Below are 6,496 nucleotides of genomic sequence, written 5' to 3'. Positions count from 1 at the left end.
TGCTCGACGGGCTGTGGCGCCGGCTGCGAATCGACACCGTCCTACGGCCGTTGGTCGGCTCGGCGCGGCGGGAGGTCGACGTGGAGCGGGTGCTGTTCGCGCTGGTCGCGAACCGGGCTCTGGCGCCTCGCCGACGTGCCAACCGGAGGCCGACGCCTGGGGCGCGGAGAGCGCGACCGTGTCCGCGCCCAGGTCGGCCAGGTCGGCCAGGTCGGCCAGGTCACCGTCGCGTACGCCGAGATCCATCGTGGACGCGATCCCGGTCGGGTCGACCGCCTGAGCGGCGACCGGCTCGATCCCGTCGAACGACCGCACCACCACCTGTGTGCGGCGTACACCGGTGGCCGCCCGTACCCCGGCCAGCTCGCGGATCTCCCGCGCCGCCTCGGGCGCCAGCCCGCCCGGCGCGGACACCACCCGCTCGGCGAGCGTGCCCGCAGCACTCTGCGCAACGGTCTCCCGCTCAAGGTTGGTCTGCAGGAACCACACCGAGCCGCCGAACCCGACCGACAGCACGAGGGCGGTCAGCACGGTCGCCATGCCCTGCGCGTTGGCCCGCAGGTTGGCCGCAGCGAGGTGGCCGCTGACCCGCCAGCTCCGGGACAGCGCCGGGGTGAGCAGGCGTGCCGCGTGCGCGTTCAGCCTCGGCGCGAGCAGCGCCACCGCGATGACGAACAGGTAGAGCATGCCGGCCGCGCCGGCCAACGCCGCCGTCGGCCCGGTGCCGCCGAACGTGAACGCCCCGGGGGTGACGGCGGCGGCGAGGGTCAGCACACCGGCGATCAGCCGTACCCGGCCGCTGGGCCGAGGCTCGACGGCGATCTCGCCGAGCGCCTCGACCGGCTTGATCCCGGCGACCCGCCGCCCGGCGACCAGCGCGGCGAGCACCGCCACGAGCACCGCCGTGGCCGCCGCCGCCGGCACCGCGACGAGCCCACCGGTCATCGGAAAGTCGGCCGGGACGAACCCGCGGCCGACCAGTTCGCCGTGCACCCAGCCGGCGGCCAGCAGGCCGGCCGGCGCGCCGAGGACAGCGGCGACCAGACCCAGCAGCGCGGCCTCGGCGATCAGCATCCGACGTATCTGGCCCGGCGTCGCCGCGACCGCCCGCAGCAACGCCAGATCGCGCCGCCGATGCCGGACGGACAGACCGATCGTGCCGGCCACCACGAAGACGATCAGCAGGATGACGTACCCGCCGAACGCCGCCCCGGCCTCGATCAGCAGCGACCGGGCGGCCAGGTTCGCGGACTGCTCGGCCTCCCCCCGGTCCGCGCCGGCGTACGTGCTGGCGCCGGCCGCCGAGGCGATCCGGCGGACCGCGTCGCCCACCGCGCCGCGATCGGCGCCCGGCGCCACCCGCACGCCGATCGCGTCCACCCGGCCCGGGTGCGCGGACAGCCGCGCGGCCTGCGCGTCGGTGAAGAACACCCCGGCGGCGCCCGTGTCGGCGGTCGCGCTCACCCGGTACGGCCGACTGACCCCGCCGGCGACCAGGTCGATGCGGTCGCCCGGAGCAACGCCCAGCCGAGAGTCGACCAGCACCTCGTCATCCACCCGGGGCGCGACGCCCGCAACGATCGGGCGACCCGCGAACCCGTACGTGCCCCAGCCGTGCCCCACGCCGGCCGGTGCGCCGAGCACGACCCGGTCGTCGCCGCTCACCTGCGCGACGCCGGGCAGCCGCCGGATCTCTTCCACCAGAGCGGCGTCCACCGTGCCGCCCTCGGGCAGCGCGACGGTGCTCGTGCTGGTCCCGCCGTCGAACTCCCTGATCGTGTGGCTGACCGTGCGGTCGGCGACGACCAGGTCGGCCGTCACCCAGAGCCGCGGCTGCGGACGGAACCGCAGCCCGGACTCGACGAGGGTGCCCATGGCGACCAGGATCAGCACCCCGGCGATCAGGGCGAGCAGCGTGGCGGCGGCCGGACCGCCACGGTGGCGCAGCAGCCGGGCGGCGAGCGCGGTCATCGGACGGCCCGCCGGTCCAGCGACGCCAGGTGCTCGGCGATGCGGGCGGCCCCCAACTGCGGCAGGTCGGCGACGATCCGGCCGTCGGCCAACACGAGCACGCGGTCCGCGTACGACGCGGCCACCGGATCGTGGGTCACCATCACCACGGTCAGCCCGTGTTCGTCGACGACCGCGCGCAGCAGCGTCAACACCTCCGCCGCGGTGCCCGTGTCGAGTGCCCCGGTGGGCTCGTCACAGAAGATCACCTCGGGGCGGGTGGCCAGCGCCCGGGCGATCGCCACCCGCTGCTGCTGGCCGCCGGACAGGGCGGCCGGCCGGTCGTGCAGCCGGTCGGTGAGCCCGACCCGCTCGACCACCCGGGTCAACCAGGCGCGGTCCGGACGGACGCCGGCCAACCGCAGCGGCAGCACGATGTTCTCCTCGACGCTGAGCGCGCCGATCAGATTGAACGCCTGGAACACGAACCCGATCCGGGTGCGCCGCAGCTCGGTGAGGCGGGTCTCGGACAGCCGCGACAGGTCGGTGCCGCCGATGAGGACGCGGCCCGCGGAGGGCCGGTCCAGCCCGGCGGCGGTCTGCAGGAGCGTGCTCTTGCCGGAGCCGGAGGGCCCCATCACCGCGGTGAAGGTGCCGCGACCGAACTCGGCGTCCACCCCGGCCAACGCGGTCACCCGGGTGTGGCCGGCCTCGTACACCCTGGTGAGGTGTTCGACGCGGACGGCGGCGTCGATGGATGGTCCCGAATAGTCGGGCATTCTGCTGGCCTCTCTCCCTGTCAGCGACCGGAACTGCGGGCACCGGAAACGCTATTGAGCTGGGAGAACAGCGACCATCCCGCGGGCTGCCAGGTCCGGGTACAGCAGGCGCTACCGCTGGCCGCCGTCCAGGTAGCGCAGCACCGCGGTGACCCGGCGGTCGGCACGGTCGTCCGGCGGGAGCTGCAACTTCGCGAAGATGCTGCGGATGTGCTTGTGCACCGCGCCGTCGGTGACGAACAGCCGCTCGGCGATGGCCGTGTTGCCCAGCCCCTGGGCCATCAGCCCCAGCACCTCGCGCTCACGCGGCGACAGCTCGCTCAGCGCCGTGTCCGTCCGGCGGTTGCGGGCGAGCAGCTGCGCCACCACCTCCGGGTCGATCACGCTGCCGCCGTCGGCGACCCGGTGCAGCGCGGCGAGGAACTCCTCGACCCGGCCCACCCGTTCCTTCAACAGATAACCGAGCCCGGCGGCGCCGACCGAGAACAGCTCGGTGGCGAACGCCTGCTCCACGTACGCCGACAGGACCAGCACGGCGAGGCCGGGTCGACGCCGCCGGGCCTCCACCGCCGCCACGATGCCCTCGTCGGTGTGGGTCGGTGGCATCCGTACGTCCACGATCGCCACATCCGGCGCGTGCGCGTCGACCGCGGTCAGGAACTCGCCCGGGGTGCCCGCCGTGGCCACCACATCCAGGTCCTCCGCCCGCAGCAGCAGCGCCAGTCCCTCGCGCAGCAGCGGGTCATCCTCGGCGATCACGATCCGCATGGCAGCTCCACGTGCATCCTCGTCGGGCCCCCGGGCGGGCTGGTCAACGTCATCCGGCCGTCGTACGCCTCGACCCGCCGGCGGATGCCGGTGAGCCCGGAGCCGCGGGCCTCGTCGGCGTCGCCGTGCCCGTCGTCCCGCACGGTCACCAGCAGCCGACCCTGCTCACGGCGCACGGTCACGTCCACCTGGCTCGCACCGCTGTGCCGCACCACGTTGGTCAGCCCCTCGGCCACCACGAAGTACGCGGTGGCCTCGACCGAGGCCGCGCAGCGCACCGCCACGTCCACCTCCAGCCGGCAGGGCACCGCACAGCTGCCGGCCAGGCCCGCCAACGCTCCGGCCAGGCCCCGGTCGTCCAGCACGGGCGGCAGGATCCCGCGCACCACCGTACGCAGTTCGCCGAGCGCCTGTTCCGCCGCGTCCTGTGCCTGCCCGAGGATCTCGTCGGCCCGCTCCGGGTTGCGCCGTACCGCCCGGCGCGCGGCGCCGAGCAGCACGTTGACCGCGACCAGCCGGTTCTGGGTGCCGTCGTGCAGCGACCGCTCGATGCGGCGCAGCTCCACCGCGTGCGCGTCCAGCGCCGCGGCCCGGGTGGCGGTCAGCGCGGCGACCCGCAGCGACAGGTCGACCCCCGGCGGCGGAGGCAGCAGCCACCGGCCCGGCCACTCCTGCACGCGGGCCAGGGCCGGGCTGAACCCGACCGCGGCGGCCAGCCAGCCCAGCCCGACCAGCCCGACCACGAACGCCTCGGAGAGGCTCTCGATGCGCCACCAGCCCATGCCCGGTGCGCCGTCCTCGGGTGGGACCAGCCGGTACCACAGCGGGAACGTGATGTCCTGCAGGGCGTAGAGCGGAAGCGCGAGGCCGACCAGCCCGGACAGCAGGCCGGTGATCGCGTGCAGCGTGACCCAGCCGAGGTCCCGGCGGACGAACGGGTCGCGTACCGCCGCGCGCAACCCGAGCGGCACCGGCCCCGGTGCGGGGATCGGCGTGCCCCGGCGGGACAGCCGGGCGCGCTCCCGGTCGGCCACCGCGCGCACCGCCCGCAGCGCGCCCGGCGCCGCCAGCAGCCCCACCCCGGCCAGGCAGGCCACCGCCACGATCAGCGCCCAGAGCAGCGCGCCCAGCGCCAGCACGGCGGTGCCCAGCCCGCCGACGAGGCGCTCGATGGCGTCGACCACGACGCGGATGCGGCGCCACACGTACGCCATCCACCCCACCTCCAGCGCCAACATAGGCCACCGACCGCCCCGGTGACGGCGCCCGCCGCGGAAAGTACAGCCTGCTGTACCGCCGATCGTCGAGCTGGTGGGATCGTCGCCGCCGGGGCGGCTGCCTAGCGTCGATGGTGTCGTCGCATCACCCGGCCGACCGGTGCGTCGTACCGCTCAGAGCGGCAGCCACTCGGTGCTGGTCGTGAACTCGGCCAGCACCTCCGGCAGCGGATCGACCCCGATGCCCGGCCCGGTCGGCACCGCGAGGTGCCCCTCGTTCAGGACGAACGGTTCGGCATTCCTGGACGTCCGGCCGGACGGTCCGGAACTTCTCCGGAAAATTTCGGCGGTAGCTCTTCGGATCTTGATCCGACCATCGGGACGCTGAGGTGATCTCGCGAGCGCTGATCAATTACTGACCAGGATGGACGACACTCCCCCGGGTGCCCCTCCGTCGGGCCGAGGTTGCCGCGATGTTTCCGGAAATTGTTGACAGGATGACGACCGGGTCAATACGGTCGCCATCGACGGCGCTCGATTGTCGTCACTGCCACTCACCGCGACCCACTCCTCCGGTCGTCGCGCAGGACGACCGGCCACCACCACCAGGCGGCACCACGCCGGTGGCCGTCACCGGGCCACCGACAGCCGGCCGCCACGAGGAGGAACAGGTTCATGACCGACACCAGTCACACCCCCACCCCACCGAGGAGGCGCGGCCGGATACGGCTGCTCCTCGGCGCCGCATGCGCGGCCGTCCTGGCCGTCACGGGCACGATGACGGCCACCAACGCGTACGCCGAGGCCGACCGGACCCTCACCTCGAACCTCACCGGCACGCACAACGGCTACTTCTTCTCCTTCTGGAAGGACAGCGGCAACGCCAGCATGACGCTGCGGGCCGACGGCCGATACAGCAGCAGTTGGGACAGGAGCACCAACAACTGGGTCGGCGGCAAGGGTTGGGCCACCGGCAGCCGCCGGACCGTCACCTACTCGGGCAGCTACAACCCGGGCAACAACAACACGTACCTCGCGCTGTACGGATGGACGCGCAACCCGCTCATCGAGTACTACGTGGTGGAGAACTTCGGCAGCTACAACCCGAGCAGCGGCGCCCAACGCATGGGCACCGTCACCACCGACGGTGGCACCTACGACATCCTGCGCAGCCAGCGGGTCAACGCCCCGTCGATCGACGGCAACCAGACGTTCTACCAGTACTGGAGCGTCCGGCAGCAGAAGCGCTCAAGCGGCACCATCACCACCGCCAACCACTTCGACGCCTGGGCCCGCGCCGGCTTGAACCTCGGCACCAACCACAGCTACCAGATCATGGCCACCGAGGGCTACCAGAGCAGCGGAAGCTCCGACATCACCGTCCGGGAGGGCAGTGGCGGCAACCCGACCTCCGGGCCCACCACCGGCAATCCGGGGACCGGCAACTGCACCGCGACGCTCTCCGCCGGCCAGCAGTGGGGCGACCGGTTCAACCTCAACGTGGCGGTCAGCGGCACCAGCACCTGGGTCGTCAGCCTCGGCCTCGGCGGCGGCCAGAGCATCCAGAACAGCTGGAACGCGTCGGTCAGCGGCACGAGCGGCACCGTCACCGCCAGACCGAACGGCAACGGCAACACCTTCGGGATAACGATCATGGCCAACGGCAACTGGACCTGGCCGACCGTCACCTGCAGCACCGGCTGACCTGAAGCATTCCTCGGACACCGCATCTCCGGCGTGGCGGCCCCGGCCGCCACGCCAGAGACGTGTCAGAAAAAGTTC

The 6,496-nt window shown here is 73.3% G+C and carries 5 protein-coding genes; 1 reads left to right on the top strand and 4 read right to left on the bottom strand.

The features are described 5' to 3' along the window. The 4 genes from F8271_RS08000 to F8271_RS07985 all read right to left on the bottom strand — a co-directional run. On the bottom strand, positions 1 to 1,971 hold a 1,971-nt coding region (locus F8271_RS08000; RefSeq protein ID WP_225854248.1), incomplete at its 3' end, for an ABC transporter permease. Then, on the bottom strand, positions 1,968 to 2,729 hold the full coding sequence (locus F8271_RS07995) for an ABC transporter ATP-binding protein (RefSeq protein WP_151489006.1): 762 nt from the start codon (positions 2,727 to 2,729) through the stop codon (positions 1,968 to 1,970). The genes F8271_RS08000 and F8271_RS07995, both read right to left, overlap by 4 nt. Before the next feature lie 111 nt (positions 2,730 to 2,840). Beyond that, entirely contained in the window at positions 2,841 to 3,497 is a 657-nt protein-coding gene (locus F8271_RS07990; protein WP_151489005.1) for a response regulator transcription factor, read from the bottom strand. Further along, positions 3,485 to 4,711 (bottom strand): sensor histidine kinase, encoded by a 1,227-nt coding sequence (locus F8271_RS07985; protein WP_151489004.1) that lies wholly within the window; start codon positions 4,709 to 4,711, stop codon positions 3,485 to 3,487. Before F8271_RS07985 ends, F8271_RS07990 begins: the two co-directional genes overlap by 13 nt. A 678-nt stretch (positions 4,712 to 5,389) precedes the next feature. Between F8271_RS07985 and F8271_RS07975 the strand changes: the two genes are divergently transcribed. Continuing rightward, positions 5,390 to 6,418 carry a glycoside hydrolase family 11 protein gene (locus F8271_RS07975; protein WP_151489003.1) on the top strand — a complete coding sequence of 343 codons (1,029 nt, stop codon included), beginning with the start codon at positions 5,390 to 5,392 and terminating at the stop codon, positions 6,416 to 6,418. Positions 6,419 to 6,496 lie beyond the last annotated feature (78 nt).

It is taken from the genome of Micromonospora sp. ALFpr18c (assembly GCF_008868155.1).
Taxonomy (GTDB): Bacteria; Actinomycetota; Actinomycetes; order Mycobacteriales; family Micromonosporaceae; genus Micromonospora.
This window is presented reverse-complemented; position numbering and strand designations above follow the sequence as displayed.